25 protein-coding genes are annotated in these 25,566 nt (G+C 44.5%); 17 read left to right on the top strand and 8 right to left on the bottom strand.

Features of this window, described 5'->3' with window-relative positions; genetic code table 11:
• From ABWY16_RS09685 to ABWY16_RS09675, 3 genes are all read right to left on the bottom strand, one after another.
• Window positions 1-322 (bottom strand): sigma factor (locus ABWY16_RS09685; RefSeq protein WP_353904446.1); only part of this gene is annotated, 322 nt, incomplete at its 3' end.
• A 108-nt stretch (window positions 323-430) separates the two neighbouring features.
• Window positions 431-1,147: a DUF4142 domain-containing protein gene (locus ABWY16_RS09680; protein ID WP_353904445.1), complete on the bottom strand. Its 717-nt coding sequence runs from the start codon at window positions 1,145-1,147 to the stop codon at window positions 431-433.
• 73 nt (window positions 1,148-1,220) lie between these two features.
• The gene (locus tag ABWY16_RS09675; protein WP_353904444.1) at window positions 1,221-1,811 is read right to left on the bottom strand and encodes a DUF4142 domain-containing protein; all 591 of its coding nucleotides are present in this window, start codon (window positions 1,809-1,811) and stop codon (window positions 1,221-1,223) included.
• A 240-nt stretch (window positions 1,812-2,051) separates the two neighbouring features.
• On the opposite strand from ABWY16_RS09675, the gene ABWY16_RS09670 reads away from it, so the two are divergent.
• From ABWY16_RS09670 to ABWY16_RS09635, 8 genes are all read left to right on the top strand, one after another.
• Entirely contained in the window at window positions 2,052-2,618 is a 567-nt protein-coding gene (locus tag ABWY16_RS09670) for a DUF308 domain-containing protein (RefSeq protein WP_353904443.1), read from the top strand.
• Window positions 2,619-2,704: 86 nt separating this feature from the next.
• Window positions 2,705-3,250: a sigma-70 family RNA polymerase sigma factor gene (locus ABWY16_RS09665; RefSeq protein WP_353904442.1), complete on the top strand. Its 546-nt coding sequence runs from the start codon at window positions 2,705-2,707 to the stop codon at window positions 3,248-3,250.
• Between the two features lie 98 nt (window positions 3,251-3,348).
• Window positions 3,349-4,020, top strand: coding sequence for a hypothetical protein (locus ABWY16_RS09660; protein ID WP_353904441.1), 672 nt, complete (start codon window positions 3,349-3,351; stop codon window positions 4,018-4,020).
• A 1-nt stretch (window position 4,021) separates the two neighbouring features.
• Window positions 4,022-5,263 carry a DUF4374 domain-containing protein gene (locus ABWY16_RS09655; protein ID WP_353904440.1) on the top strand — a complete coding sequence of 414 codons (1,242 nt, stop codon included), beginning with the start codon at window positions 4,022-4,024 and terminating at the stop codon, window positions 5,261-5,263.
• Between the two features lie 84 nt (window positions 5,264-5,347).
• Complete coding sequence (locus ABWY16_RS09650; protein WP_353904439.1) at window positions 5,348-7,729, top strand: TonB-dependent receptor; 2,382 nt, start codon at window positions 5,348-5,350, stop codon at window positions 7,727-7,729.
• A gap of 58 nt (window positions 7,730-7,787) precedes the next feature.
• Complete coding sequence (locus tag ABWY16_RS09645) at window positions 7,788-8,990, top strand: DUF4374 domain-containing protein (RefSeq protein ID WP_353904438.1); 1,203 nt, start codon at window positions 7,788-7,790, stop codon at window positions 8,988-8,990.
• 14 nt (window positions 8,991-9,004) lie between these two features.
• Complete coding sequence (locus tag ABWY16_RS09640) at window positions 9,005-10,144, top strand: PepSY-associated TM helix domain-containing protein (RefSeq protein ID WP_353904437.1); 1,140 nt, start codon at window positions 9,005-9,007, stop codon at window positions 10,142-10,144.
• Window positions 10,145-10,198: 54 nt separating this feature from the next.
• Window positions 10,199-10,978 (top strand): HAD-IIA family hydrolase, encoded by a 780-nt coding sequence (locus tag ABWY16_RS09635; protein ID WP_353904436.1) that lies wholly within the window; start codon window positions 10,199-10,201, stop codon window positions 10,976-10,978.
• A 12-nt stretch (window positions 10,979-10,990) separates the two neighbouring features.
• Here the strand turns inward: ABWY16_RS09635 and ABWY16_RS09630 are convergent, their stop codons facing one another.
• The 3 genes from ABWY16_RS09630 to ABWY16_RS09620 all read right to left on the bottom strand — a co-directional run bounded on the left by ABWY16_RS09630 (window position 10,991) and on the right by ABWY16_RS09620 (window position 12,459).
• Window positions 10,991-11,374: an iron chaperone gene (locus tag ABWY16_RS09630; protein ID WP_353904435.1), complete on the bottom strand. Its 384-nt coding sequence runs from the start codon at window positions 11,372-11,374 to the stop codon at window positions 10,991-10,993.
• A gap of 36 nt (window positions 11,375-11,410) precedes the next feature.
• Window positions 11,411-12,010 carry an acetate uptake transporter gene (locus ABWY16_RS09625; RefSeq protein ID WP_353904434.1) on the bottom strand — a complete coding sequence of 200 codons (600 nt, stop codon included), beginning with the start codon at window positions 12,008-12,010 and terminating at the stop codon, window positions 11,411-11,413.
• 65 nt (window positions 12,011-12,075) lie between these two features.
• Window positions 12,076-12,459, bottom strand: a complete 384-nt coding sequence (locus ABWY16_RS09620; protein WP_353904433.1) for a DoxX family protein — start codon at window positions 12,457-12,459, stop codon at window positions 12,076-12,078.
• Window positions 12,460-12,641: 182 nt separating this feature from the next.
• On the opposite strand from ABWY16_RS09620, the gene ABWY16_RS09615 reads away from it, so the two are divergent.
• From ABWY16_RS09615 to ABWY16_RS09580, 8 genes are read left to right on the top strand one after another with little or no spacing between them, the layout of a single operon-like run.
• Window positions 12,642-13,697 carry an AAA family ATPase gene (locus ABWY16_RS09615; RefSeq protein WP_502930990.1) on the top strand — a complete coding sequence of 352 codons (1,056 nt, stop codon included), beginning with the start codon at window positions 12,642-12,644 and terminating at the stop codon, window positions 13,695-13,697.
• A 22-nt stretch (window positions 13,698-13,719) separates the two neighbouring features.
• A complete protein-coding gene (locus ABWY16_RS09610; protein WP_353904432.1) occupies window positions 13,720-14,601 on the top strand; it encodes a DUF58 domain-containing protein in 882 nt (293 codons plus the stop codon).
• A gap of 8 nt (window positions 14,602-14,609) precedes the next feature.
• A complete protein-coding gene (locus tag ABWY16_RS09605) occupies window positions 14,610-15,647 on the top strand; it encodes a BatD family protein (RefSeq protein WP_353904431.1) in 1,038 nt (345 codons plus the stop codon).
• Window positions 15,640-16,638 (top strand): vWA domain-containing protein, encoded by a 999-nt coding sequence (locus ABWY16_RS09600; RefSeq protein WP_353904430.1) that lies wholly within the window; start codon window positions 15,640-15,642, stop codon window positions 16,636-16,638. Before ABWY16_RS09605 ends, ABWY16_RS09600 begins: the two co-directional genes overlap by 8 nt.
• A gap of 4 nt (window positions 16,639-16,642) precedes the next feature.
• Entirely contained in the window at window positions 16,643-17,737 is a 1,095-nt protein-coding gene (locus ABWY16_RS09595) for a vWA domain-containing protein (protein WP_353904429.1), read from the top strand.
• Window positions 17,738-17,742: 5 nt separating this feature from the next.
• Window positions 17,743-18,525, top strand: a complete 783-nt coding sequence (locus ABWY16_RS09590) for a tetratricopeptide repeat protein (protein ID WP_353904428.1) — start codon at window positions 17,743-17,745, stop codon at window positions 18,523-18,525.
• An 8-nt stretch (window positions 18,526-18,533) separates the two neighbouring features.
• Window positions 18,534-20,339, top strand: coding sequence for a BatD family protein (locus tag ABWY16_RS09585; RefSeq protein WP_353904427.1), 1,806 nt, complete (start codon window positions 18,534-18,536; stop codon window positions 20,337-20,339).
• A complete protein-coding gene (locus tag ABWY16_RS09580; RefSeq protein ID WP_353904426.1) occupies window positions 20,329-21,099 on the top strand; it encodes a tetratricopeptide repeat protein in 771 nt (256 codons plus the stop codon). Before ABWY16_RS09585 ends, ABWY16_RS09580 begins: the two co-directional genes overlap by 11 nt.
• A 34-nt stretch (window positions 21,100-21,133) precedes the next feature.
• Here the strand turns inward: ABWY16_RS09580 and ABWY16_RS09575 are convergent, their stop codons facing one another.
• Window positions 21,134-21,850, bottom strand: coding sequence for a LytR/AlgR family response regulator transcription factor (locus ABWY16_RS09575; protein ID WP_353904425.1), 717 nt, complete (start codon window positions 21,848-21,850; stop codon window positions 21,134-21,136).
• Window positions 21,851-22,891, bottom strand: a complete 1,041-nt coding sequence (locus tag ABWY16_RS09570) for a sensor histidine kinase (RefSeq protein WP_353904424.1) — start codon at window positions 22,889-22,891, stop codon at window positions 21,851-21,853. It lies immediately after the preceding gene.
• A 241-nt stretch (window positions 22,892-23,132) separates the two neighbouring features.
• On the opposite strand from ABWY16_RS09570, the gene ABWY16_RS09565 reads away from it, so the two are divergent.
• Window positions 23,133-25,565 (top strand): outer membrane beta-barrel protein, encoded by a 2,433-nt coding sequence (locus tag ABWY16_RS09565; RefSeq protein WP_353904423.1) that lies wholly within the window; start codon window positions 23,133-23,135, stop codon window positions 25,563-25,565.
• Window position 25,566: the final 1 nt, after the last annotated feature.

The following is a 25,566-nucleotide window of genomic DNA, read 5'->3' as shown; positions in this document are numbered from 1 at the left end:
GATCCAGGAATTCCTGCAGTGAATTTGCATATTGTGTCCTGACCTTTTCATGGCTGATCCTGTCAAGCACTTTGTTTTGCATGGCGATATGCAGGTATCCTTTGAGATTTGTTCTGATCACCAGTTCGTCTCTTTTGTTCCAGAGGGAGAAAAAAATCTCATGAACCACATCCTTGGCGTCATCTTCATCATGTAATCTCTGAATGGCGTGGAGTAGCAGGGCCGGACTATGTCTGTTATAGATTTCCGTAAAGGCCTGGTGGTCGCCATTTTTCAAGAGCAGGCCAAGCTTGTCATCAGAAATGCCGACATAGTTATACATGAGACCGAAATTTTATCAAATAATCAGGATTGCTAATTATTTATGAATATCGGTCATTATTTTAACAAAATCTACAAAATTCTTCAATATTTATGAGTAAAATTCAGGTTACTCATAAATTGTTTTGTTGATTGCTGCTATTTGTTTCTGTTGGGTCTTCAATCCGGGTAAATATTTCGCGGCGTAAGCTTTAATGACAGGATCTGAGAATTGTGATGCCTGTTTGAAGAGGCTTAAAACTTTCTGATGTTCCAATAATGTTGTTTTTAAGTAGGCCTGATCAAAATCTTTCTCAGCTGTAGCTGAAAGTTTGTTATAGCTGGTCGTACCGGTGTTTTCCCGTATTGCAATCCCTTTGTCTGAAGCGATCGTTTTCAGCTCGTCCTGTGCTTTTTGATAATCATTCAGCAGCATTTCTGCCAGCTTTTTCACAGCATCATTTTTTGAGTTTTTGCTGGCCAGCTGACTGAGTGCTATTGCATTCATTTCAGCTGATGCAGCCTGGCTGATAAAACTTGTGTTTTCTCTTTTTGTAGCTGCTGCTTCGAGGTCGTCTCCGGAGATACCGCTGGATGTAGAGTTTGCGGTTCCCATAGAGGGCATTCCTGCAGAACTGGGAGATGTGCCGCTATTGCCTCCGGTGGGGGTGGCTCCTGTAAAGGTGGTGCCATCTGTAGGCCGGGAATTTACGGGGTCTGTTGATGAGGTAGATACCCCGGTGTTTGAGCTGGGAGAGTAACTGCCGGCATCATACTTTGGCAGTGAACAAGCCTGTAATGCAAAGACTATCAATGCAGGCAGGGTGAGGCCCGTTAATTTTTTCATCGGAATTGGTTTATAATTTTGTCTGTATCTTATAAGGTTATTTCTCTTAAAATGTTTTGATTTCGCTGATTTCTCAGAGTTCATTTTTTATGGCTTTTGCAGAATCCAGCTGTAGCCTGAGCACTGGAATAGTCTTACCGATATAGGCCTTAAAAGTAGTGTCCCGTAAATGCCTTGCAGTTTTCTCAAACAGATCAATATCTTTCTGATGATGGTCTGTCATGAGCAACATATAACTCCTGTCAAATTCTTCGCCTTTCAGCCTGCTTATCTCATGGATCTGAGATCTGATTCTGGCCGGTATTTTTAAGGGGACCCGGATGTGGTGGATCCCGGCTAAACTGACAAGATTCTTATTTGCTTTTGTATGTTGTTTAACCATCATGCTGCCAAATAATTTAACCCTTGGGTTTTTAGCATTTTGCTGGGCTACTGCTCCTAATGTCATTTGTGTCATATTATCTGCCCAGGCTGTCAGGGCAAATCGTGTGACGGTATTTGAGGCTGTATCCAGTGGATCTTTAATTGCTGTATCTGAATGGTCTGCCGGCAGGCTGTCTGCTGACAGCGTGCCGGCATCCATTGCTGGTGTTGGCTTGGTACTGCAGGCATTAAGCATAAAAACAACGATCGCTGCCAGAAGGAGTAGATTTCTGTTTTTCATAATATTCAATCAGTTGTGTATAACAAATTACACTGGGGCTTTGTTCTGAAAATAACTTTGCAGAAACTTTATTTATCTTATTTGTGAAGATCTGCTATATTTGCCTTAACTCCTCTTTCCCGAGTAAAAATAAGGGCTTATTTTTTAGCCCTCTGGCTGATCTTAACCAAGGTTAATATTATCCATGATTTTAGTGTGCAGATTTGTCTCAACAAAAAGAAACATTTAATCTCCTATATCATGAGTAACTCAAATTTAAACCCCCAAATCTCTGCTCCTGTGCAGACTGCGCATGCGTTGCGTAACCTTTATTTAACACGCGCCGCTTTTTCTATTGTATGGGTTGTGCTGGTGGCTATTTTTGCTAAGACTTCTGTCTCTATTGCAACAGTACTGCTGATTATTTATCCTTTATGGGATGTGATCGGAACCTTTATGGACATCAGGGCGAATGGCAATGCCGCTTCCAAAACGCCTCAGTTTATTAATATTGCTATCAGTATCATTACTACGGTAGCTGTTGCACTGGCCTTAAAACAAGGTGTTCCAGAAGCGCTGATGGTATTTGGTGCCTGGGCCATTCTTACCGGTGCAATTCAGCTGATCCTTGCTATACGCCGCCGCCGTGAGTTGGGTGGACAATGGCCAATGATTATCAGTGGCGCACAGTCTATGATCGGAGGAAGCTCTTTTATCATCCTGGCTCATGACCCTACGATGGGTATCGCAAGTTTGGCCGGGTATGCTGGTTTTGGCGCATTCTATTATCTTCTCGCTGCGTACAGGTTGTCTAAAACCGCGGGCTGAAAACCCGCATTTGCGGATAGCTGAAGAATAATTTGTTTATATTAATTCTAAATAAATATATTTGGGCTGTCCATAATAAATCCGTTTTGTCCGATAAAGAGCATACAGTTTCTTTCAGCAACCCGGTCCGTATCGATAAGGAAACATTCGAGACGGCTTATAATCTCTATTGGGAAAAAGTTTATGCGGTTTGTTATAACCAGATCCGTGAGGTAGAACCAGCAAAAGGTATGGTTCAGGACATTTTCAGGTCATTGTGGGAGCGGAGAGAAACGCTGAAGCTGGATAAGATTGATCATTATCTGATCCGTTCTGCAAAATTCAAAGCTTTTGAGTACCTCAGGAATAAGGTAAGCCGCCAAAAGCATATTGGATTGAAGTTACAGACCGATTGCTTTTCTTCAAATTGTACTGAAGAGCGGATTTTGTACAACAGCCTGCAGGAAAAGGTGAATGGCCTGGTTGATACTTTACCCTGTCAGTGTAAGAGGGTGTATAAGATGAGCAGGGAGGATGGGCTTGCCAATAAGGAAATTGCATCCATTCTGCTCATCAGTGAGAGAGCGGTTGAATATCATATCACCAAAGCTACGTCTATGCTCAAATTAAAACTCAGTCATTATTCTATATAATTTTTTAAAGACTTACGGGAAATATGGGCTTCTGCTACTTATATTTATCAGCAGATATAAAATACATACATTTACCCATAAGAACTGCCGTACAGGTAATGAAGATCAGTAAGGAACTTATAGAAAGATATCACAGGGATGAATGTACAGCCACAGAACGCGGCTGGGTAGAGGAATGGCTGTTTTCGGCGGATGCTGAGGATGAGCTGATGCTGCCTGATGGAGAAGATAAACTGGAACATCAAAAGGAAATCTGGAACGGGTTGTCAGGCATATTTACCGAGACAGATGAAATGTCATTGCCTCAGCATCCGGAAATACCTGAAGTCAGAAAAAAAATGGTTTCCTATGCATTATGGTACAGATCCATTGCCGCAGTTCTGGTTTTTTGTTTGATTGGTATTTCGCTATTTCTGATTCCATCGCAGCTACAGCCTCATCTGATTACAGTAGACAATACCTCTTCGTTTGATGTCAGGTATCTGGACTCCAATGGTTATGATATTGCAGTAGGCCCAAATACTGCAGCAAAGATCAACTACCGTACAGGTTTTATCGACTTTTCGGGCAGCCTGATGATTTCAGCGAAGGAAGATGTTGAGCTCATCTTTCATGGGGATAAGGAAAAAGTAAGTTTTAAAATGGGCCAGACCTACATCATCTTAAAAGATAAAAAAGGGAAGGACAAAATTATCGTTGTCAATGAACGTAACCTGCTGGATCTTCCCCCGGTAATCCAGAAACGTGTGACTACCGAGTTCAATATCTGATATGGCAGTTACCTTACACCGAGCAGCAAAAAATGCTGTCTTTCTTTGTTTTTCTTTGTTTTTACTGAAATGCTGTATCTCCTGCAGCAGCGACAAATCCGGTGTGGCAGAAAAATACAGTTTGTATATCCTGGGGAAGGACAATAAAGAATACATTATTCAAACCAATACCTTAGACAGTGGTGTGCTTTATCCTGAAAAAGAGGGTGCTGAACTCAATGTCAGGGAGATGGACAGGGATAATATTGTGAAAAACGGATTTTATTATCACCTCAACAGGAGAAAGGCCTCATTTTCCAAGTATCAGGTCATAAACAAGGTCCTGAAGGAAGTTGCTGCGGTTCAGGTAAAGGATTTTTCTATAGAAAATTTCCAGTGGTTGGGAAAGGATACCCTGTTATTAACCGGGCTTGACGGCCGTAAGTTTTCCCAGGTAAAATATTTGTTGGTGCAGACAGCACAAATGAAGATCCTGTCAGGCGGGCCAGTAGCTATTCCGCTTCCCTCGGGCAGATTCAGTTCTATGTCGATTGGTTTTGTGGAACCAAGGCAGCAGCAGTTGCTGATGGGGTATACTTACCATGAAAACTTTGGTCCTTCTGACTATACTACCAGCGATACAACTTATGTGACTGTACTGAGTTATCCGGAGATGAAAGCCCTCCAGACCAGCAAGGAAACCCGGTCTACTTATCCGGGAGGAATCAATACGGTACAGTCTTATTCATTCAGTGACCCGCAGGGCGATTATTATTTTATGACCTGTCCGGGTATTGCGCTGGGAAACCGCCCGGATCTGCCTACGGGTATTTTCAGGATCAATAAGGCTGAAACTGCAACGGATAAACATTATTTCTTTGACCTCACTGCTGCAATCCACAACCACTCTTATGGCATGTGGAGTTTGGGCGGCCATCAGGTGATTGTAAGAGCTGAGCGCAAGGATCTGTTTAAGGGACTGGGCGACCATTACAGTACCGCACATTTTGAGTTTTATGTGGCAGATCTGCAGCATAAAACCGTCCGTAAACTGGATCTGCCCCTGGATAAGGGCACGCGGCGGGAATGTGTAATTGTGAAAAATGGTATCGCATATATTTCCCTGAACTCTTCTGCTGCCGGTAATTATATCTGGATGTATAACATCAGCACAGGTAGTTTGAAAAAGGGTCTGCAGCTCGCTGGGGATACTGATTTTATCCTGAGAATGGACGTATTGAACGCCGCTGATCAAGGGCTTTAAAGCTTTTCTGATATTTTTTTATTTTCCTGCTTCGGGAAAAGTGTAGTTGTGCTACTTACGGTATAAATACACAACATTAAAATAATGTCATATAGAAAAAAATTACTCCTATTTCTGCTAAGCGCTATTCCATTTTGTTCTTTTGCTCAAACTTCGTCGGTTTCCGGAACGGTTAAAGACGGCAACGAAGCGGTGGCTGGTGCTTCCGTCCTTTTAAAAGGTACCAAAATCGGTACCACCGCTAACGAACGCGGTTACTATGAACTCGATAAGGTGATCCCGGGTTCTTATACCCTGGTAATTTCTTACCTCGGCTATCATACAGAATCGCGGGTGATTACTGTGAAAGCCAATCAGAAACTTCAGGTTGATGTTGCTGTCAAAAAAGACCAGCAGCAGCTGAACGATGTGGCTATCAGCGGCAAGACAAAAACCCAGGAGATTAAAGAATCCAATTTCTCGGTGAATGCCGTTGATACAAAGAAATTCGCCAATACCACATCCGATCTCAACCAGATCCTGAACAGGACAACAGGGATCAGGATCCGTGAGCAGGGTGGACTGGGATCAGATTTTAAGTTCTCCATTAACGGTTTATCCGGTAAACAGGTAAAATTCTTTATAGATGGGATCCCTCTTGAAGTACTGGGTAGTGCAATGTCACTGAACAACATCCCGGTTAACCTTGCAGAACGGATGGAAGTGTACAAGGGTGTTGTGCCTGTGCAGCTTGGTGCTGACGCGATGGGCGGTGCAGTAAATGTGGTCACAAACCAGAAAGTAAGCAATTACCTGGATGTAAGTTCAAGCTATGGATCATTCAATACCAGCCGCTCAGCACTTACCGGTCAGTTTGTCGATAAAAAAACCGGACTAACCCTCAAAGCAAGCTCCTTTTTCAATTACTCTGACAACAATTACAAAATGAAGGATGTAGAGATTCTGGAAGGCGGAACAAGGGTTGGCAATGAGATTACAGATCTCAACGGAGCCAACTTTACGACTACCGATGTGAAGCGTTTTCATGACCATTATAAGTCGGCCATGGGGCAGATAGAAGCAGGGGTTACAAACAAAAAATATGCAGACGTGCTTTTTGCAGGTTTCGGGTATAACGAAGGCCGCCAGGATTTGCAGACAGGTTTTGACCAGAGTATTGTTTACGGGCGCGTGCAAAGAAAAAGCAAGGCCCTGAACGGGTCAGTGCGCTATAAAAAGGATAATCTTTTTACCCAGGGCCTGAACCTGAGTGTATTTGCTGCAAGATCCAAGGATACCTATACAACTACAGATACCCTGTTCCGTCAGTATTACTGGGACGGTTCATGGACTACCAAGGGGTATTCTGAAATGGGCGGTATAAAAACGGTAGCAAAAATTATGAGGCCGCGGACTTATGCTATGGGTAACCTAAGCTATGTGATCAACAAAGAACATTCACTGAACCTGAACTATACGATTGATCACCTGAGGAACCAGACTTATAATGAACTGCTGACCGATCATGATGACATGCCCGGACTGCTGAACAAACGTATCCTGGGATTTGCCTATCAGCAGGATCTTTTTGATCAGAAACTGGTGAATACCGCCTTTGTAAAATATTATAACCTCGGACTGGAAAGAAGCAAGCTTGTAGACAATGTAAATACTTTGCGTGATACCACTTTCAGCAACTATGGCTATGGAATCGCTTCGCGTTATAAGATCTTCCCTCAGTTTGGAGTTAAGGCTTCTTATGAACATGCCTACCGCTTACAGGAAGCCGAAGAAATGTTTGGGGACGGTTTAAACCTGCAGGCTAATCCTGACCTGAAACCTGAGCGCAGCGAGAATTTCAATCTGGGTGCCTATTACAACCTCAAACTGGATAAACATGTTTTCTTTATAGAAGCGTCCGGATTTTACCGCAACGCCAAAGACTTTATTTTTGTAGTTCCGGATCAGCGTTCAAAATTGCTGAAGAATGATAATAAATCGAATGTTCGCGTAACGGGACTTGAAGCTGAGCTGAGGTATAACTATGCCAACCTGCTTTCTTTCAGTATAAACGGTACTTATCAGAATGCAATTAATACAACCAGATTTGTACAGGAAGGATCGGTAAACGATGAAGCAACCTATATGAATAAAATCCCTAACCAGCCATGGCTTTTCGGGAACCTTGATTTTAGCATCGGTAAAGACAATGTGCTTGGCAAAGACACACGGCTGCAGTTCAACTGGTTTACGCAATATGTACAATGGTTCTATGTGACCTGGGAAGCTTACGGAAATGCAAACGGAAAATCTGATGTGCCTACGCAATATGTGCACAATGCCTCACTAAGTTATTCTATGGCCAAAGGCAAATACAATATTTCTGCTGAGTGCAGGAACCTGACGGACAACCTTGCCTACGACAATTTCAGGCTACAGAAACCGGGCAGATCTGCTTCAGTCAAATTCAGGTACTTCATACAGTAAACTATTCCAGGTAAATCCTCGTTTGAGGAGCTTAATGATCACATTTATATAAATTAAGATGACTAAAATATACAATTACGCTGCAAATTCACTCCTGGTTATCCTCGTGCTGCTGTCAGTAAGCGGATGCGAAAAAAGAAATACAGGTACGGTAGAAGAGGGTACCGGGTATTCGGCAATCCTATGTGTCGGCAGCTGGCCGAATACTGCTTATTATATCGCGGGTGTACCCTCGCTAACCAGTGGTACGATCAGTATCAAAGGAAACGGCGCAGAGATGACGGGTAAAGTTTACGCCCAGGATGTGATCCAGAGAGATGGTTTCTACTACCATGCTAATTTTGGCAGCGGCCGTCTTGGTAAATACCATGTAGAAAACGGGGCTTTGCTGATCGATAAAGAGATTCCCTTTACCTGGTTAAACTGGAGCGCTTATGCCTGGGCAGATGAGAATACCCTGATTATATTTGGCGATGGCAATGGTGAGGCACGTTATGCAGTGATCAAAACCGACAAAATGACGATTACTACTGGTAAGCTCAGCCTAGCGGCTATTCCTGCGGGTTTCTCGGTATACAATATCGGTTTTGCACAGTACAGGGGCAATAAACTGTATCTCGGTTATGGCGTAGGCTCTGATGATTTTTCAGTTTATCCGAATATGCCTGTATACAGGAAGACCTTTGTTTCGGTGATCGATTATCCTGGTATGAAAGTGGAGAAAACCACAGAAGATGTGAGGAGCAGTGGCGCGGGAGGGCCAAATGTGTATGCACCAATGTCGTTTGTAGATGAGAACAATGACCTTTATTTTGTTACTGACCCTACATATAGTTACGATTATACTTCGCCTTCGGTAATGTACCGCATCAAAAATGGCAGCACAGAAATTGATCCTACATATTTCTTCAATTACTCTGCCGCAGTCAACAATGAAAAAGCCCCTGCAATGTGGTACATTGGAAATGGAAGGGCTATTGTCAGATCGCGTATTGCGGGACAATCTATTGATGCAGAACATTATTTTACCGTAGTGGATGTGAGAACAGGTACGGTGATTAAAAAACTTGACCTTCCGGCGGACAAAGGTGAACGCATGGTCAATGCCGTGATCGTTGAAGATGGCAAAGCTTTTATCATGGTGAATGCTGCCGACAGGGATTATATCTGGCAGTATGATCCTGCTACGGACCAGCTGACCAAGGGTGCCGAATTTACGGGTGGAATTGACTACATCCTGAGGATAGAAAAGTTAAAATAGGAAACCCCTTAAAAATGTCTGTAAGAAAAATTAATAAATGGTCTTTTGGCAAAATTAACGCATGGTTTCATTTATGGCTAGGAATTGCTTCCGGAATTGTTGTTTTGATATTGGGCATCACCGGATGCATCCTTGTATTTGAACAGGAAATCAAGCAGCTGAGCAGGCCCTGGTTTCGTGCAGAAAAACCTGCCGGGGGCGGGATGGTTGCTCCTTCGGTTATTTACCGTGCTGTTGGGAGGGCTATCCCTGAGAAGAAAGTTTCTTCCGTATGGTATCATGGAGAAGGATATTCTGCCCATGTGAGTCTGGATGCTTCCGATTCCGTAGTTTATGTGAACCCTTACACTGCTGGTATCCTGGCGGTTGCCCTGAGGGAGGATTTCTTTGACTTTATCGATGACGGGCATTTGTATCTGTGGCTGCCCGATAAAATAGGACATCAGGTTGTAGGCTGGTCTACACTGGTGTTTTTTCTCCTGAGCATTAGCGGGTTAATCTTGTGGTGGCCAGGGAAATGGAATAAGAAGGCGCAGCAGCAAAGTTTTAAGATCAAATGGAAGGCGAAATTTAAACGGCTCAATTATGATCTGCATAACGTGCTTGGTTTTTACATGCTGCTGCTGGCGCTTTTATTTGCCTTAACGGGATTAATCATGAGTTTTTCATGGATCAATAACAGCGTATTCTGGCTGGCCGGTGGAGAGAGCCAGCCGCGGGTTAAATCTGTATCTGATACCAGCGCCAATCCACAGTCGGATGTGATGCTGCAGGTAGATAAAGCCTGGCGTAAAGGCTTTCAGCAGATTTCGGAGCATAACCAGAAGAATATTATCATAAAGTTCCCGGAGAAAGCGTCTGACCCTATCTACCTGTGTACGGACATGTACAGGGGGACCTGGAGAGATGTTTACCTCGATCAGTATACATTGAAGGAGCTGCCGGGATCTGCGCAAAAACTAAAAGATCTGGAATTCAGTAACTGGATCAGGCGATCGAACTATGGTTTGCATGTTGGAGAGATTGGCGGACTGCCCACTAAAATCCTCTATTTTTTTGGGAGTCTGGTTTGTGCCAGTTTGCCGGTTACCGGGTTTTATATCTGGTGGGGCAGGAAAAAGCACCGCAGGAACAATAAATTTCTTTCTTCATGAAAAGATCGCTACAACGGTTATATTCGTGCATAAATCATACAATTAATTTTTTTTATGCAACAGGGACTTTTGATAGATATGGACGGTGTAATCTATAACGGCGAAACACTGATCCAGGGTGCTGATACTTTTATTGCTAATCTGATCAGGCAGGATATTCCTTTTGCTTTTATGACCAATAATAGCCAGCGTACAAGCCTGGAAGTAACCAGGAAACTGAAGCGGCTGGGCATTGAGGTAACCAAAGAACACGTATATACCAGCGCAATGGCGACCGGGAAATTCCTGGGTGATCAGGGACATAGCGGAACTGCTTATGTTCTGGGCGAGGGCGGCTTGCTGACCAGCTTACATGAAAACGGGATTACCCTGGTTGATACCGATCCGGAATTTGTGGTACTGGGCGAAGGCAGAAACTTTACACTGGAGATGGTGCAGCGAGCAGTAGACATGATCCTGGCAGGTGCGAAATTCATTACCACCAACAGGGACCCATCCCCAAAAAAACCAGGATGGAACAACCTTGGAATTGCTGCCACTACAGCGATGATTGAAGAGGCAAGTGGTGTTAAAGCTTTTGTTATCGGCAAGCCGAGCCCGGTGATGATGCGTTCCGCAAGGAAGTTCCTGGGACTGGAAACAGCGGGTACAACTGTAATTGGCGATACTATGGAGACTGATATCCAGGGTGGAGTGCAAATGGGATACAAAACCGTTCTGGTGCTTTCGGGCATTGCAAGCAAAGAACGTTTGGGTAAATACGCGTTCAAACCAGACCTGATTGTAGGTTCCGTTGATAAGCTGGAATTTCCATTGAAATGGTGGGACGCCTAATAAGTTCTGCCATTATTTTGAAGCGCGCTGAGCAGCTTTATCCAGGTTCTCCTGTATCCGGAACTTCACAATTTTCGTCACCAGTTCGAGCGGTATCGGTTTGCCGATAGGAAACTGCACAGAGCCTTTTCCGCTTTTATACCCGGACAGCTCTTCCCTAAAAGCAATGGTGCTGCCGGAGCCCGGATAAAAACCGATGTGGCGCTCATAACCTGCGAAATGTACCAGGTTACCTTTCAGTTTAAATGTAGGGATCTGATAGCTGATTGTTTCTTCGGCTTCCGGAGCTGCTTCCCCGATGGTTTTTCTCATGAGCTCAAGCAGTTCCTGAGTTGCCTTTGGGAAAGCAGCAATATATTCATCAATGTTTTTAGGTTTTGACTTGTCCGGTGTCATCGTTCTCTTTTTTAAGGCAGCCCGGGCAGTTTTCTGCTAAGCACTTTTAACCGGGCCGATAGGTAAAACAACCCTTCCATACACTTCATTCAGCACATTGGCGATGCCTGTATAAATTGCTGATGCTCCACAGATTATTCCTTCATATCCGGCTAAATGTTCAATCGCAGGATTGCCTGTAACTTTCCCTGCAACCAATAAAAAGAACAGGATGGTCAGGGAGCCAAAAACAAACTGCAGTGCGCGGTTTAATCTGAGTGTACCGAAGAACAGCAGGAATGTGAAAACGCCCCAGATGCTCAGATACGCAGCCATGGCTCCGGCAGTCGTTGGAGCAGCCCAGCCAAGTTTAGGCATTACGAGCAGGCCTACGAGCGAGAGCCAGAAGAATCCGTATGAGGTAAAAGCAGTGAGGCCAAATGTATTGTTCTTTTTTGCTTCGATAATCCCTGCGATCACCTGTGCTAATCCGCCGTAAAAGATGCCCATGGCCAGGATCATCGAGTTCATCTCAAAAAAACCGGCATTGTGGATGTTCAGCAGAACGGTGGTCATGCCAAATGCACAAAGGCCTAGTGGAGCTGGATTGGCGGTCTCGGTTACAACGGCCACAATTGTAGGAGTAGATTCTGTCATACTTAATAAATATTTGGTTTTTGTTTTAAATATAAGAATTTACTCCCCGGAAATGCAAAAATTTATCAGACAGCTGTTTGATCCTGTAATTTATGGTAGGTAACATATGAAACAATCAGGATTCCAAAGAAAACCAGCGGAAAATACCACATTGATGTTAAACCGTCAACTGCGAGATGTGCAATGGTAGCAGAGATAAAATCGATACCCAGGGCTACGTAGGCCCATTCTTTTATCATCTTTGAAAAGATTGGCAGGATGAGGATGATGGCCCCGATCGGCTTGCCGATGCTCAGTTCATAGTGGAACCATAGGGGGAGGCCCAGGTGTGCAGTGCCCTCCAGCGCCATTTTACTGCCAATGTAAAGGACCCCCGGTAAAATAAATGCAGCTACAATACCCGTGCTGACCCAGTAAAGGATTTTGGTGTTTTTGTTTGTTGAACTCATACAAGATTTTTTAGGTTTGATAAATATATTACGCCGGTAACAGATTGCTGCGGTGCAGAAGTGCCAATCAGGAGGGGAGGATGAGACAAATTTTAACACTTTTTAACAATTATATCTGATATTTTTCTGGTGAAAAATGGATATACTGTTTATGTTTGCCTAGCTAAAAAATTAAAGGATTAATGGAAGAATTAAAGAGTAATACGGAGCATCAGCCGGCTGATGCTATGGCTGCTAATTCATCGTACTCAACGGATATAAGGGCTGTCAATGAAATGATTCAGCGTGAAAGTGCCTTTGTTGATCTTTTGAAAATGGAGATGGACAAGGTGATCGTTGGACAGAAATATATGGTTGAACGTTTGCTGATCGGTTTACTGGCCGACGGCCATATTTTGCTTGAAGGGGTTCCCGGACTGGCAAAAACGCTGGCGATCAATACATTGTCCAAAGCTATCCAGGCCGATTTCAGCCGGATCCAGTTTACGCCGGACTTGCTGCCTGCGGATGTGATCGGAACGATGATCTACAACCAGAAAAAGGAGGAGTTCGTTGTCAGAAAGGGCCCCTTATTTTCGAACTTTATTCTTGCCGATGAGATCAACCGTGCCCCTGCAAAGGTACAGAGCGCTTTGCTTGAAGCCATGCAGGAGAGACAGGTGACTATCGGCGAGGAGACTTTTCCATTGCCTACACCATTCCTGGTGCTGGCTACCCAGAATCCTATCGAACAGGAAGGAACTTATCCGCTGCCCGAAGCCCAGGTGGATCGTTTTATGCTCAAGGTGGTGATAGGGTATCCTACAAAAGAGGATGAAAAGAGAATCGTGAGGGCAAATATCGCCCCCGGCGGCATGTTAAAACCAAATGCTATTGTACATCCTGATGATATTATCAGGGCACGTAAAGTAGTGAAAGAGGTTTATATGGATGAAAAGATCGAGCAGTATATCATTGATATAGTTTTTGCAACGCGTTTCCCGGATCAGTATAAACTCGTCAACTATAAAAACCTGATCAGTTTCGGTGCTTCGCCAAGGGCAAGTATCAACCTGGCCCTTGCTTCAAAAGCCTATGCTTTTATCAAACGCAGGGGTTATGTGATTCCTGAGGATGTTCGGGCAATCTGCCATGATGTTCTGAGGCACCGTATAGGTTTAACATACGAGGCTGAGGCTGAAAATATGACTACCGAAGATATCATTACTGGGATCTTAAATGCAGTAGAAGTACCTTAACCCGGCATTACTGTAAACAAAAATGGCAAGAGACACCAAAGAGCTATTAAAGAAAGTACGGAAGATCGAGATTAAAACCCGCGGGCTGAGCAATCACCTGTTTTCGGGTGAGTACCACTCTGCTTTTAAGGGGAGGGGTATGGCTTTTAACGAGGTGCGGGAGTACCAGCCGGGCGATGAAATCAGAACGATCGACTGGAACGTAACAGCACGTTTTAATCATCCCTACGTGAAGGTGTTTGATGAAGAACGGGAGCTCACTGTGATGCTGCTCATGGACGTGAGCGGTTCCGAAAACTTTGGTACACAAAACCAGCAGAAACAGGATCTTGCTACAGAATTATGTGCTGTACTTGCTTTCTCCGCTATACAGAACAATGATAAGGTTGGCGTGATCTTCTTTAGTGACAGGATTGAAAAATTTATCCCGCCGAAAAAGGGACGCAGCCATATCCTGATGATCATCAGGGAACTGATTGATTTTAAACCGGAGAGTAAAGGTACCGATGTAGCTGAAGCGCTGCGCTATTTTACCAGCGCCATCAAGAAAAAATGTACAGCCTTCATCCTTTCAGATTTTATGAGCCCGGCTTTTGAGCAACAGCTTAAACTGGCCAATAAAAAACACGATGTGATTGCCCTGCGGCTTTATGATAAATCCGAAGAGGAATTTCCTGACCTCGGGCTGATCCCGGTGAAGGATGAAGAATCCGGACTTTTATCCTGGGTAAATACGGGTGATAAAAATGTGAGAGCGGCTTTTAAGGCGGATGCGCTGAAAAGAAATGCCCTGCTGAAGGATGTTTTTAGTAAATCGGGGGTAGATTTTACTTCAATCGGCACACATGAGTCTTATATTACGCCATTGAGAACCTTATTTAAAAAGCGGGAACGCAAACGTTAACAGAGGATATGACCAAGAATTTCATTAAATATATCCTGGTTTTAGGAGTGTGCATGTCTTGCTTTTTTATGAAGGCTGCTGCGCAGGATACCAGGGCAATTGCAAAGCTCGACCAGTCGGCCATCCGGATAGGTGATCAGACCAGGTTGCACCTGACTGTTTATCAGCAGGCAAAGGAGCAGTTTAATTTCCCCGCACTGGCGGATACACTGGCTGGTAAATTACAGGTTATAAGCACAAGCGCACAAGATACGATCCGTGACCAGAACGATCCTGAAAAGATCACAGTAACAAAAAGTTTTGTGGTTACGGGCTTTGATGCAGGCAGCTATACGATCCCCTCATTTATATTTACCGGCAGGGCTGGAGCAATCAGGACAGATGAACTGAAGCTGGTTGTGCAGTCGGTAAAAGTGGATACAACCAAAGCAATTTTTGATATCAAACAACCCCTGGCGGTATCTTATACCTTTACAGACTGGCTCAGGGACAACTGGCAGCTGCTGCTGTTCCCGTTATTAGGTTTACTACTGATCGCAGCTGCGGTGTATTACTGGCTTAAACGCAAAAAAACTCAGCCTGTAAAAGAAGTAATTGTACCTGCTTTGCCGGCCCATGAGATTGCTTTAAACCAGCTGACAGCACTGAAGGACAAAAAATTATGGCAGCAGCAGCTGGTTAAAGAATATTATAGTGAACTGACTGATGTGCTGCGCGAATATCTTGAGAAGAGGTATGCAATCAAAACTCATGAAAAAACTACTGAGGAAATTCTGGCAGGTTTAAAATACGCGGATATTAATGCAGAAAGCAGAAATACACTCCATCAGCTTTTGACGCTGGCCGACCTGGTAAAATTTGCGAAGGAAAAGCCATTGGCAATTGAAAATGAGCGAAGTATTGAAGATGCAATGTTGTTTGTAGCAGGTACCCGAAAACTGGTTACTGCTGCAACGGAACTTCCTGAAAAAGATAAGCTGAGCGATAGTAACACCGCAGGTGCTGAGTTAAATAACGATCGAAAAACAGGAGGTGAGGGTGTTTAAGGGAATAGAATTTGCAAATCCGGGTTTTTTCTGGTTGCTGCTGCTCATTCCGGTAACTGTGGCTTACTATATCTGGAGGGAACAGAAACTGCAGGGAAGTCTGAGTGTATCTGCGCTGAAAGGCTTCTCCCTTCCGGGTAAAAGTATTATTCCCCGCTTGCGCCATCTGGGCATCATCCTGCGGTCGCTCGCTTTGCTGGCACTGATCGTTGCGCTGGCAAGACCGCAATCCGCACTGAGCTGGCAAAACTCAACCACACAGGGAATTGATATTGTGATCGCTTCCGATATCTCCGGAAGTATGCTTGCAGAGGATTTTAAACCAAACAGGCTCGAAGCCGGAAAAAACATAGCAATAGATTTTATCAAGGACCGCCCTGATGACAGGATTGGCCTGGTTGTTTTTAGCGGCGAAGCTTTTACCCAATGCCCGCTGACGATTGATCATGATGTACTGATCAATGTGTTTTCTGCGGTTAAAAATGGTATGGTGGATGATGGTACGGCTATAGGGATGGGGCTGGCCACCGCGGTGAACAGATTAAAAGACAGTGAAGCCAAAAGCAAAGTGGTTATTCTGCTAACAGATGGCTCTAACAATGCAGGCTCTATTCCACCTGTTACTGCAGCAGAAATTGCAAAGCAGTTTAATGTACGGGTTTATACAGTAGGGATTGGCACCCGCGGTTATGCACCATACCCGGTGCAGACGCCTATGGGTGTGCGTTACCAGAATATGCCGGTAGATGTGGATGAAGGAACCCTTACTAAAATTGCCAGAACTACCGGAGGCAAATATTTCAGGGCTACCGACAATGAAAAACTGAAAAGCATTTACGAACAGATCGATAAGCTGGAAAAAGCCAGGATCGACGTTACACAGTACCATAAAAAAACTGAGGTATTTCTGCCGTTTGCGGTAATCGCAGTGGTACTTTTATTATCAGAGTTTATACTTAAAAACACTTTGCTGAAGGGGGCATTAACATAATCAGATGCTTAAATTTGCACATATAGAATTTTTGTGGGGCCTTGCAGCTATTCCTTTGCTGATTGCACTGTTTTTTGCGGTCAGCCGCTGGAAAAAGAAGGCTGTAGCGCGGCTGGGGGACAGGAAGGTAGTTGATCTGATCATCCCCGAGGTATCTTTTTCAAGACCCTGGCTTAAGTTTATCCTCTTTGTTACTGCTTATGCGCTGCTGGTGGTTGGTATTGCCGATCCGCGAATGGGTTCCAGGCTGGAGGAGGTGAAACAGAAGAGTGCAGACCTGATGATCCTGCTGGATGTATCCAACAGTATGTTATCTCAGGATATTGCACCCAACAGGCTCGAAAACGCGAAGCGCTCAATTGCCCAGTTAATCGACAACCTGCACAATGACCGTATAGGAATTATCGTTTTTGCAGGTGAAGCTTATGTGCAGTTGCCAATCACCACCGATTATTCGGCGGCCAAGTTGTTTTTAAATACCATTACTACGGACATGGTTCCCACACAGGGGACGGCCATAGGTGCCGCTATCGATCTGGGCATGCGCTCATTTGACTTTAAAAACGGTACCGGTAAGGCGATGATTGTGATCACGGATGGCGAAAACCATGAGGACGATGCAGTGGCCGCAGCGAAAAGTGCAGCCGATAAGGATGTAATGATCAATGTTATCGGGATTGGTTCTCTGGAGGGTGCGCCGATACCAATTTATGAGAACGGCAAAGAAATAGGTTTTCATACAGACAGCCTTGGTAAGCAGGTGCTCAGCAAGCTGAATGAAGAGATGGGCAAGGAAGTTGCCATAGCGGGAAAGGGTGCTTATGTAAGGGCCACAAATGCCAATAGCGGCATGAGTATAGTGATGGACCAGATTGCAGGTGTACAGCGCAAAACAGTAGATTCGAGGAACTTTAAGGATTATGAAGACCGCTTTCAGTTTTTCCTCGGCCTGGCGCTTCTGCTCCTGTTGCTGGAATTCTTTATCTCAAACCGTAAAAGTTTGAGGTTGAGCAATGTGAAGCTCTTTGAAGTGAAATCGCCTACGCCGGCAGCAGGATCCGGCCCAAGTCAGAACAGGATGAATACGGGGAAAAAATAAGAGACATGAAGTATTTAGTGATCATATCATTGTTTTTATTGCAGGGGACTTTGCTGTTTGCGCAGCAGGGTAAACGTTATATTAAAAAAGGAAATGATCTGTATAAACAGCAGAATTTTGCAGAAGCCGAAGCCAACTACCGCAAATCTGTGATGCAGAAAAACCAGAACCCGCAGAAAGGCCAGAATGTTGAAGGTAATTTCAATTTAGGGGATGCTTTATATAAACAGAAGAAATTTGCTGATGCACGCGAGCAGTTTACACAGATCGCCGGAAGTCCGGAGCACAGTAAAGAGGTAAAAGCACAGGCTTATCATAACCTGGGCAATTCATTTGTGAATGACAAAAAGCTGGAAGAGGGGATTGCTGCCTATAAAAAGGCATTGATGAATAATCCTAAGGATGAAGAAACACGGTACAATCTTGCCTATGCCCAGGAAATGCTGAAAAAACAACAGCAGCAGAAAAAGGACAACAAGGACAAAAATAAGGATCAGCAGAACAAAGACAATAAGGATAATAAGGACAAAAAAGATCAGGACAAGAAAGACCAGGATAAAAAAGACCAGGATAAAAAGGATCAGAATAAGGACAATAAGGATCAGCAGAATAAAGATTCTAACAAAAAAGACCAGGGTCAGGAGCCTAAACCCCAGCCCGGAACTTTGTCAAAAGAAGATGCCCAAAGAATGCTGGATGCGATGAACAACAACGAAAAGCAGACGCAGGATAAATTGAAGAACAAAAAATTTAAAGGAGAAAAAGTACGTGTCGCTAAAGACTGGTAACCGCTGTTATGTATAAAAAAATAAATTATATCGCATTGGTGCTGCTTTTTTGTACAAACCTGCTGTTTGCACAGGATACCCGGCTTACGGCATCGGTAAGCTCCAGTCAGGTAGGAACAGGGGAGCAGTTTGAGGTGTCGTTTTCAGTGAATGGCAATGGGGACCGTTTTACACCGCCGGATTTCAATGGCTTTCAGGTGCTTTCGGGTCCGAATGTGTCCAATAGCATGACTTCCATAAATGGTAATACCACGGTAAGCAGTGCATACAGCTATATTCTTGCCGCTGTGAAAGAAGGAACTATAACAATAGGTTCTGCAAGTATGGTTGTGAACGGCCGCCGCCTGCTCAGCAGTCCTGTGAGGATGACTGTGGTAAAAGGGCAGCCCGTACAGCAAAATCAAAATAATCCGCAGAATGCTCCGGATAACAGTATTGCAGATGAAAGCCCCGCCGATCTTTCCAAATCACTTTTTATTCGCGCTGTAGCGGATCAGACAAATGTTTACCAGGGACAGCAGATATTGCTTACTTATCGCTTATACACCAGGGTTGGCATTGTTGACAGCCGTCTGGATAAACTGCCCGACCTGACAGGCTTCTGGAGCCAGGACGTGAAGGATAACCAGCAACAGGCACAATGGCGGGTAGAGACTTACAAAGGCCAGAAATACAATGTCGCCGATGTGAGACAAAGCATTTTATTTGCAGAGCATTCCGGAAACATTAAGATCGATCCCTTTGAGATGACTTTTATTGCAAGGGTGCCTGCACCATCAAGGGATATTATGGACCAGTTTTTTGGCTCCTATAAGGATGTGAAGTACAATACGAAGAGTGCAGCTGTGGTGATTCATGTAAAACCACTGCCGGAAACAGGAAAACCTGCGGGTTTTACCGGCGCGGTGGGTAATTTTACTATGCGTACCGATCTGGATAAGACTGAACTGAGAGCAAATGAGTCGCTTACGTATAAAGTGAAAGTTACAGGGACCGGTAATATCAAACTGCTGAAAGACCTGACTGTAAATTTTCCGCCTGACTTTGAAAAGTATGATCCAAAGATCACAGATACGATTACGGAGACTGGCAGAGGGGTTTCGGGGACGAGGTTGTACAGCTTCCTTGTGATCCCAAGACATCAGGGGGATTACACTATAGACCCGCTGCAGTTTTCCTATTTTAATCCTGCAACCGGCAGATATGTGGTGCTTTCAGGAAAATCATTCAAGGTGAAGGTGAATAAGGGTACAGCAGAAAGTAACGTGACAGCCTTTTCAGCCGCCGCTAAGGAAGATGTGAAAGAGCTGGATAAAGACATCAGGTACATCAAAACCGGTGATGCCGGACTGAGCAGTATTGGTCAGCATTTTTATGGATCGATATGGTATTATCTGTTACTCGCATCCGGTCCTTTAGCCTGCGTAGCAGCATTTGTGTACAGGAACCAGGAACGCAGAAACAACAGTGATATCGTGAAGCTTAAAAGCCGCAAGGCTGGAAAGGTTGCCGCCCGTCACCTGGCGAGCGCGGAAAAACAGCTGGGCAACAGGAACGATTTTTACGAAGCTATTTTTAAGGGGCTGTATGGCTATTTAAGTGATAAGCTAAGTATCTCTGTAGCCGAACTGAGCAGGGAAACGATAGTTTCCGGTTTAGCTATGAGGAATATTGATCCGGAACTGACCAGGCAGCTGCTGGAAACACTTGATCAGTGCGAGATGGCACGTTATTCGCCTGTAACCTCCATGTCTGAGCAGGAAGTCCTGCAAAAGGCAAAAAATATTATCAACCGTATTGAAGATGAAATTTAAACGCGCCCTGCAGACTTTATTTTTATGGATAGCGCTTGTGCTGCCTTTATGGTCATTTGCCACCGTACAGCCCGGCGAACTCTTTAAAAAAGCCAATGCTTATTACGCAAAAGCCCGGTATGCAGAAGCACTGGACGTGTATGAAAAGATCATTTCTGGCGGGCAGCATTCTCCGGCGGTTTATTTCAATATGGGGAATGCAAGCTACAAACTGGGAGATCTGCCTTCGGCACTGCTGTATTATGAGAAAGCCCATGAGCTTGCGCCGAATGATGAAGAAATCAATGCAAACATCCGTCTTGCCAATTCAAAAACAAGGGATAAGATCGAAGAAGTACCTGAGTTTTTTATGAGCAGGTGGTGGACTTCTGTTTACCTGAGCTATTCTGCCGATACTTTAGCGGTAATCAGCCTGCTGCTCTCATTTTTTGGTTCCTTCTTTCTGATTATCTACTTTTTTGCGCTGCGGATCAGCATCAAAAAACCTGCTTTTTTTATCAGTCTGTTCTGTTTTGCAGCAGGGCTTTCCAGCATATTTATTTTGAGCCGGCAGGTGAGCTATTTTGAACAGCAGCACGGAATTGTATTTAACAGTCCGGTTTACGTGAAAAGTGCACCGGCAGAGGATTCTCGGTCCCTGTTCCTCATCCATGAGGGTTTAAAGGTAAGTATTCTGGAAGTTGGACAGCACTGGGTTAAAGTGCGGCTGCCAAATGGTAACGAAGGCTGGATCAAATCGGCCGATCTCCGGGAGATTTAAATTCCTGTGGTTGGCCATCGGCAACATTAAGCTACTACTTTGTGAAGCCCAGCTCGGCCAGCAATGCATCCCTGTAATTGCTGCCAATAGGTATTTCTGCACCATTGATCCATATCCTGTTGCCTTCTATATGACTGATCCTGGATTTGTTGATAATGAATGAACGGTGGGCGCGCAGAAAAATAGATTTTGGCAGCAGCTCTTCGAGCGTGGAAAAAGCCATTTTTGGTGAAAGTGTCTGGCTGGCTGTGTTGATCTTTGTATAGTTCCCCTGTGCTTCGGCAAAAAGCAGCTCATCATACTGAACCTTGTAAATCTTTCCCTCTGTTCGGATAAAGATAAAATCTTCGGCACTGCGTTCAGCAGTTTTAACGGTTTTCTCCGGTAAAGGGCTGATTTTCTCCAGGGCCTTGTCTACAGCGATGATGAACCTGTCGAAGGAAAAAGGTTTGAGGAGATAGTCGCATGCCGCCAGGTCAAAAGCGTGGTGCGCATATTCTTTGTAGGCCGTGGTAAATATCACCTGAGGCGGTGTCTTAAGCGTTTTTACAAATGAAATTCCATCCATGATAGGCATATTGATATCAAGAAACAGGATGTCTACCTTTTGCTGCTGCAATACCTGTTTAGCTTCCAGCGCGTTTCCGCAGGAAGCCACTACCTGTAACTGCTGCAGGTGTCCGCAATAGGTTTGTATGATATCCCTTGCTATGGGTTCATCATCAACGATAAGGCAACTGATTTTTTCCATTTATTTCATTTTTAGCTGCAGTTCAACCTGGTACTGTAGGGCTTCATCCTGTATATTGATCAGGTGGGTGCTGGGATAAAGCAATTGAAGGCGCTTGTTTACATTGCTGAGTCCTAAACCGCTGTTCCGGTTGAATTGTGTTTTTTCCTGTTTTTCATTTCCATAACTGTTTTTTGCGAAGAACAGGATTGAATTTCCCCAGGTCCTGATTTTGATATCAATATAGATATGCTCATCTGTGGTGTCTTTGGAATGTTTGAAGGCATTTTCTATAAAGACGATCAGGAGCATGGGGGCTATCCTGATGCGCGCATCACTGATCTCTTCAATATCTGTACTCAGCACCAGTCTTTCACCGATACGGATCTTTTCGAACTCAATATAGTTATTGATATAACCAAGCTCATCCTTTAGCGGTACATAGGTTTCTGTTGCATCATATACAGAATAGCGCAGTAGCTCAGCTAATTTTAAAAGGAGTTCCGGTATTTTCTGGTGATCGGTGATGGAGATCCCATACATGTTGTTGAGCGTATTGAACAGAAAATGCGGGCTTAGCTGCGACTGCAGCAGGTTCAGTTCACTTTTGCTGTGTGTGGCGATACTTTGCGCTTCCTGCAACTGGTTTTCTGTCACTGCATGGATCACTTTGATAAGCACCCCGGTGAGCACACTTACAAGGCCGAAGGGCACCCAAAATAACATCAAATTGATTCCCGTCCGACCTTCAAGAGGGAAATCGGCATGAAAAAACAGCCAACCGATGCAAAGGACGGTCAGTGTAGCCAGGGCGATAACCTCGAATTTGGGCAGGGTTTTTAAGCCGGCCGCCCAGAACTGGGAGATATAACGCCCCGCAAATACCCCCAGAATGAAACATACTGTTGAGGCAAAAGCTACGGCCTCATCTTCATTAACGACCCCAAGGGATACAACATAGGATTGGATTGCCAGAAAGAGGGGGACAGAAATCAGTAGTGACAGAAAGATGTAGAGGTAGTTTCCAAAGAAACCCAGCGGGTATTTTTTTTTGTCGGTCATTGTAATGTTTTGCGGTTCAGTTGAATTACCGGTACAAATCTGGGCAAGCCTGAGGTTTTTTTGCGTATAAAGTTGATGAACGGCCTGAAATCAGTGTCCAAATGCTTTCATCAGGTTTCCGTGCCATTGATCACCGTCAATCGGTAGTCTATCCTCTGCTAGCCAAGTTACGACATATTTTTTCTCTTTACTACTGCCTGCAATCAATATTTGCTGTATCATTTATCATAACCTTCAAATCATGAAAGCACTTTTAGCCCTGCTCTTTTCATCGCTTTTCGCCCTTACCTGCCTTGGGCAGCATACAATTTCCTCCATGCTGCGCAACAAAGGCAATGAACCCCTGATGAATGCTGATATACGGTTGTTGAATGCAAAAGATTCATCGCTGCTGAGCCATACCACCACGGATGGGAGCGGCAGGTTTGTATTCAGTGGGCTCGCGAAAGGCAGTTATATTCTTACTGCAAAAGCGCTGGGACATCAGTTATACAAGCTGCCAGTGCTGCTCGACGGCATAAAGGATACGACCTTTGTGCCGGTGATCGTCCTGCAGTCGGATAGAAAGAACAACCTCGCAGAAGTGGTAATCCAGGGAAAAAAGCCGCTGATGCAGATGGAAATGGACAAAACGGTAGTGAATGTGGAAGCAATGATCAGCAGCGCCAGCAGCAATACGCTGGAAGTGCTCGAAAAAACTCCAGGGGTAACAGTGGGAACCAATGGCGAAATTGGATTGAACGGCAGGACAGGTGTGCTGGTTTTGATTGACGGCCGTTCCAAATATATGTCGGCCCAGGATCTTGCCTCCTACCTCAAATCTATTCCGGCAGCGCTGCTGGATCAGATTGAACTGATTGATAACCCCTCAGCCAGGTATGACGCGGCAGGGAATGCAGTAATCAATATCCGACTGAAAAAAAACCGTGCAGGAGGGTTTACAGGGAGTGTTTCCACAGGGTTTTCACAGGGAAAGTACCTGCGGAGCAACAATAGCCTGAACCTCAATTATAATTATAAAAAGATCAATGTGTTTGGGAACATAGGTTATACTTATGATACGGGATATGTTGACGATAGTTATGACAGACTTTATTTTAGTCAGGGCAGTGCTGATCCCAGTTCTTCCATATCGCTTTTTAACAGCCAGCTCAGCAGGAGCAATTCGCTGAACACCAGTTTTGGGGCCGATTACTCCGCAAATGCGAATACAACCTACACTGTGCAGATGAACATAAACGAAATCCGCAGGCATGACAGGCTTAGTTATCAAAGCGGAAATTACAGCAGCGCTGTGCTTGACAGTCTGGGCAGCGGAGATACCAGGAGCGGTTATGATAAAACAAATTTGAGTACGGGACTGAGTATGATACACAAGTTTGGCAAATCAGGCAGGGAATTGTCGGCCGATGTAAACTATTTGAATTATGACGGCGCTAATGATCAGTATCTGCAAAATCTGGTGTTTCTTCCGGATGGGATGCAAAGCAGCAGCAGGCAGTTTTATTATCACCTGCCTTCGTCCATGAATGTTTATACCGCAAAGGCGGATTATGTACATCCGATGAGGGGCAAAGCTAAACTTGAAGCAGGGTTTAAATCCAGCTGGGTAAGCAATGATAATATGTCGGAGTATTATAATGTTATTGATAATGAGCAGTTTATTGACAATGGGCAATCCAACCACTTTAAATACAGGGAGAACATCAACGCAGTTTACCTGAATGCCATGAAGAGCGGGAAATACTTTGGCGTGCAGCTGGGGCTGAGGGCTGAAAATACCATTGCCAAAGGTAATCAGATGGGAAATGAGGTGGTGACAGGCAGTAGCTTTAAAAAAGATTATACCAAATTCTTTCCTGCCCTCTTCCTGAATTACAAACTCGATACCCTGGGCAATAATGCATTTACCCTGGGCATCACCAGGAGGATCAACCGGCCAAGTTACCAGCTGCTGAATGAGTTTCTGATCTTAAGGGACCAGTATTCTTACAGCACGGGCAATGCAATGCTGAACCCACAATACCAGTACAGGTTTGAACTCAAGTATCAGCATAAACAGCTTTTGCGTATGGCATTAAGTTATAACCGCTTTACTGATCTGATCTTTGTGACCACCCGGGTTGAGAACGAGATATTTATTACGCGCCCGGAAAATATAGGTAACGGTTTTATGCTGCTGCTCAACACAGGTTTATCTTTGTCGCCCGCCAAATGGTGGTCTTTAAATACTGATGTGTTGCTGTCAAGAATGGGCCTGCATGGAATATCCAATGGGATAAAATTTGATCCTGCAACCTATGTTGCGCGGATCAATGTACTGAACCAGTTCAGGTTTAATGATGTCTGGAGTGCTGAATTTGGCGGATATTATGCCAGCAGGGACCTGAACGGGCAGACCTTCACGGGTGGCATGTACCGTGTAAACACTAGTGTCCAGAAGAAAATCCTCAAAGGGCAGGGCAGCCTGAGGCTTGCTGCGGAAGATATCTTTCACTCCTGGGTATATCACAACCATTCCATAGGCCTGGAAAACGCCGATTACGCACAGCTGAGCAGATCGGATACGCAGCGTTTTGGATTTGCATTTACGTATCGCTTTGGAAAAGACATCTTTTCCCGCAAAAACAAACATCAGAACAATGCACTTGATGATGAAGCGGGGAGGTTGTAAC

The organism is Pedobacter sp., assembly GCF_040513095.1.
In the GTDB taxonomy this organism is placed as follows: Bacteria; Bacteroidota; Bacteroidia; order Sphingobacteriales; family Sphingobacteriaceae; genus Pedobacter.
This window is presented reverse-complemented; position numbering and strand designations above follow the sequence as displayed.

What these genes read in the sequence shown, in the direction of transcription:
- ABWY16_RS09670 (WP_353904443.1), top strand. Translation starts at nt 2,052, where the DNA reads ATGAGTAACTCAAATTTAAACCCCCAAATCTCTGCTCCTGTGCAGACT.
- ABWY16_RS09620 (WP_353904433.1), bottom strand. Translation starts at nt 12,459, where the DNA reads ATGAGTTCAACAAACAAAAACACCAAAATCCTTTACTGGGTCAGCACG.
- ABWY16_RS09650 (WP_353904439.1), top strand. Translation starts at nt 5,348, where the DNA reads ATGTCATATAGAAAAAAATTACTCCTATTTCTGCTAAGCGCTATTCCA.
- ABWY16_RS09590 (WP_353904428.1), top strand. Translation starts at nt 17,743, where the DNA reads ATGAAGTATTTAGTGATCATATCATTGTTTTTATTGCAGGGGACTTTG.
- ABWY16_RS09630 (WP_353904435.1), bottom strand. Translation starts at nt 11,374, where the DNA reads ATGACACCGGACAAGTCAAAACCTAAAAACATTGATGAATATATTGCT.
- ABWY16_RS09595 (WP_353904429.1), top strand. Translation starts at nt 16,643, where the DNA reads ATGCTTAAATTTGCACATATAGAATTTTTGTGGGGCCTTGCAGCTATT.
- ABWY16_RS09585 (WP_353904427.1), top strand. Translation starts at nt 18,534, where the DNA reads ATGTATAAAAAAATAAATTATATCGCATTGGTGCTGCTTTTTTGTACA.
- ABWY16_RS09610 (WP_353904432.1), top strand. Translation starts at nt 13,720, where the DNA reads ATGGCAAGAGACACCAAAGAGCTATTAAAGAAAGTACGGAAGATCGAG.
- ABWY16_RS09565 (WP_353904423.1), top strand. Translation starts at nt 23,133, where the DNA reads ATGAAAGCACTTTTAGCCCTGCTCTTTTCATCGCTTTTCGCCCTTACC.
- ABWY16_RS09625 (WP_353904434.1), bottom strand. Translation starts at nt 12,010, where the DNA reads ATGACAGAATCTACTCCTACAATTGTGGCCGTTGTAACCGAGACCGCC.
- ABWY16_RS09675 (WP_353904444.1), bottom strand. Translation starts at nt 1,811, where the DNA reads ATGAAAAACAGAAATCTACTCCTTCTGGCAGCGATCGTTGTTTTTATG.
- ABWY16_RS09580 (WP_353904426.1), top strand. Translation starts at nt 20,329, where the DNA reads ATGAAATTTAAACGCGCCCTGCAGACTTTATTTTTATGGATAGCGCTT.
- ABWY16_RS09640 (WP_353904437.1), top strand. Translation starts at nt 9,005, where the DNA reads ATGTCTGTAAGAAAAATTAATAAATGGTCTTTTGGCAAAATTAACGCA.
- ABWY16_RS09615 (WP_502930990.1), top strand. Translation starts at nt 12,642, where the DNA reads ATGGAAGAATTAAAGAGTAATACGGAGCATCAGCCGGCTGATGCTATG.
- ABWY16_RS09655 (WP_353904440.1), top strand. Translation starts at nt 4,022, where the DNA reads ATGGCAGTTACCTTACACCGAGCAGCAAAAAATGCTGTCTTTCTTTGT.
- ABWY16_RS09635 (WP_353904436.1), top strand. Translation starts at nt 10,199, where the DNA reads ATGCAACAGGGACTTTTGATAGATATGGACGGTGTAATCTATAACGGC.
- ABWY16_RS09605 (WP_353904431.1), top strand. Translation starts at nt 14,610, where the DNA reads ATGACCAAGAATTTCATTAAATATATCCTGGTTTTAGGAGTGTGCATG.
- ABWY16_RS09570 (WP_353904424.1), bottom strand. Translation starts at nt 22,891, where the DNA reads ATGACCGACAAAAAAAAATACCCGCTGGGTTTCTTTGGAAACTACCTC.
- ABWY16_RS09660 (WP_353904441.1), top strand. Translation starts at nt 3,349, where the DNA reads ATGAAGATCAGTAAGGAACTTATAGAAAGATATCACAGGGATGAATGT.
- ABWY16_RS09680 (WP_353904445.1), bottom strand. Translation starts at nt 1,147, where the DNA reads ATGAAAAAATTAACGGGCCTCACCCTGCCTGCATTGATAGTCTTTGCA.
- ABWY16_RS09575 (WP_353904425.1), bottom strand. Translation starts at nt 21,850, where the DNA reads ATGGAAAAAATCAGTTGCCTTATCGTTGATGATGAACCCATAGCAAGG.
- ABWY16_RS09645 (WP_353904438.1), top strand. Translation starts at nt 7,788, where the DNA reads ATGACTAAAATATACAATTACGCTGCAAATTCACTCCTGGTTATCCTC.